The sequence below is a fragment of the Mesorhizobium sp. M5C.F.Ca.IN.020.32.2.1 genome, from assembly GCF_004023105.1.
GTDB classification, from domain to species: domain Bacteria; phylum Pseudomonadota; class Alphaproteobacteria; order Rhizobiales; family Rhizobiaceae; genus Mesorhizobium; species Mesorhizobium wenxiniae.
Genome location: NZ_RZSX01000844.1, coordinates 1 through 2717, shown reverse-complemented (window position 1 = coordinate 2717; position 2717 = coordinate 1). Strand labels below are relative to the sequence as shown.

At 59.4% G+C, this 2717-nt stretch carries 2 protein-coding genes; one reads left to right on the top strand and one right to left on the bottom strand.

The genetic code is table 11. The features are described 5' to 3' along the window. Positions 1–76 precede the first annotated feature (76 nt). On the top strand, positions 77–955 hold the full coding sequence (locus EOA86_RS29725; protein ID WP_065008482.1) for a 3-hydroxybutyryl-CoA dehydrogenase: 879 nt from the start codon (positions 77–79) through the stop codon (positions 953–955). Positions 956–1740: 785 nt separating this feature from the next. Here EOA86_RS29725 and EOA86_RS29720 read toward each other — a convergent pair. Beyond that, a partial coding sequence (locus EOA86_RS29720; RefSeq protein WP_164892105.1) for an adenylate/guanylate cyclase domain-containing protein occupies positions 1741–2717 on the bottom strand: 977 nt, incomplete at its 5' end.

Sequence of the window (2717 nt, the reverse complement as noted above, 5' to 3'; positions counted from 1 at the left end):
GACGAAGTCGCCCCGCCCTTTTAGTTTGCACCGCACAAAAAGCAGGCCGCAAAGGCCTTTTGACGGGATCGGTGTAATGAACAAGATCGAGACGATCGGCATCATCGGCGCGGGCCAGATGGGCGGCGGCATCGCCCATGTGTCCGCGCTTGCGGGCTACAAGGTGCTGGTCTACGACATCTCACCCGACCGCATCGAAAAGGGCATCGCCACGATCAGCGGCAACATGGCCCGCCAGGTCGGCTCCGGCAAACTCGAGGAAAAGCTGCGCAACGAAGCGATGGCGCGCATTTCGGCAGCGCCCACCATGGCCGACCTTGCGGCTGCCGATCTGGTGATCGAAGCGGCGACCGAGGACGAGACGGTCAAGCGCAAGATCTACGCCCAGCTCTGCCCGCAACTCAATCCGGAAGCCATCCTGGCGACGAACACCTCGTCGATTTCGATCACCCGTCTCGCCGCGCAGACCGACAGGCCGGAGCGTTTCATCGGCATCCATTTCATGAATCCGGTTCCATTGATGAAGCTGGTCGAACTGGTGCGCGGCATCGCCACCGAGGACCAGACCTTCGAAGCGGCAAAGGCCTATGTGAACCATCTCGACAAGACGATCACCGTCTCGGAGGATTTTCCGGCCTTCATCGTCAACCGTATCCTGCTGCCGATGATTAACGAGGCGATCTACACGCTCTATGAAGGGGTCGGCTCGGTCGACGCGATCGACACCGCCATGCGGCTCGGCGCCAACCATCCGATGGGACCGCTGCAACTCGCCGATTTCATCGGCCTCGACACCTGCCTGTCGATCATGCAGGTGCTACATGACGGCCTGTCGGATTCGAAATACCGCCCCTGCCCGCTGCTGGTGAAATATGTCGAGGCCGGCTGGCTCGGCCGCAAGACCGGACGCGGCTTCTACGACTATCGCGGCGAGCATCCGGTTCCGACGCGCTGATCGGCGATACGAGCCAACGACATCGCGCGCGGTCGCGCTGAGTGAAGACCATGCGGCTGTTCTGTCGACAGCTTCGTGGCCGCGGATCGAAAACCGCATCAGGCCGATCCTTGCCCGTTTGCTCGCCGACCGCCGAAGCCCGATGGATTTGGCTTAGACCAGCCCGGCAGAGCGTTTCACGTCGAGCATTCTGCAGCCAAGTGGAATCACTTGGCGTCGCACAAATGCGGCTAAAACAAAGAGATAGAGCCCGGTTCAATCCAAACGCATTCCGCTTAGGGTCAAAACTCAATCAGCGGGCTGCCGCCAATGGCCGAGATGGGTGGTTTCCTGTCGTACGTCTCGTTCATTGGAACGCGCAACGAGCGCCATAATCGGACTTACGCGGCCATCGCTATGGAGGTCGCGTCTCGGACACGTTCCGGACTTATGGTGCCACGGTAGGTCAGCACCCCAGAGATGAACTGTGTCGCGATAGCTGGCGTTATTCTCGACCATCACAGATGGATGAACTTCCGCTTGGAGATGCGGCGGAAGCATAGAATACCCGTCTCGACATAGGCCTCCAGTCTCGCCAGCAACCCATAACTAAATTCGATATGGATGGGACGGTTGGTCGTAGCCAAGTCCGCCGAGCCTAATCCAGTCATGCTGATGATGACACGGACGCTGGTTAATCTGCTCTTCGATTCGCGATTGCTATGGTAGTAATAGCCTCTCAACGCCGGTGCCGTAAGCTACTCGCTTACGCGTCGCCTTGCGGAATATCCTGAGGGAATCAGACATCAGTGTCGAACGAGATAGGTTTCCATCGTGCCGACGCCTCTCAGTTCCACAGTGCAGCGCGGTTCTAACTCCCAAGAGGCGTGCAGAGCGCGTCTGGTTGCCTCCGAGATTTGCATGCGGTCGGCTACGCCCTGGGACTCGAGCCGGCTTGCGATGTTCACGGTTTCGCCCCAGACATCATAGACGAACCGATGTCGGCCGATCAGACCGGCGATCACCGGTCCGGTGTGTACGCCGATTCGGACGCGAAAACTATCGCTGCCCGACGCGAAGAGCCTCAACGAGTCCAGCATGGATTTTCCCAGCGCCACGGTCCTGTCGGCGTGATCGGCCGCCGGGTCCGGAAGACCACAAGCGGCCATATACGCGTCTCCGATTGTCTTGATCTTCTCCACGGAATGCTTCTCCGCCAGCGCATCGAACATGCTGAACATCCGGTCGAGGCGCTTGATAAGGTCGGATGCCGGCAATTTCGCTGCGATAGGCGAGAATCCGACAATATCGGCAAAAAGGATGGTCACTTCCTCGAACCGGTCCGCAATGATCTCCTCGCCCCCTTGCAGCCGCGCAACGATTTGACCGGGCAGGACGGCATGTAGAAGCGAGTCGGCCCGCCGCTTTTCCGCCTCGATCCGCTGAAGATACTGGTGCTCGCGGTCGCGCCAACGCTTCTTCTCCAGACTGGAGTTGATCCGGGCGCGCAGCAGGACCGGATTGAACGGTTTAAGCAAGTAGTCGTCGGCTCCCGCCTCGATGCAGCGGACCACGGCGTCGACTTCGTTCAGCCCCGATATCATAATGACCGGGATGTGCCGCCACCAGCGCTCAGCTTTCAATCGCGAGAGCACCTCGATGCCGTTCATGTCCGGCATCAGTATGTCCAACAGAACAAGGTCGAATTCATATTCCGCAAGGCGAGTCAGCGCGGACAGACCTGACTCGGCAGTGACTACCTGATGACCGTCGTGCAGCTGTC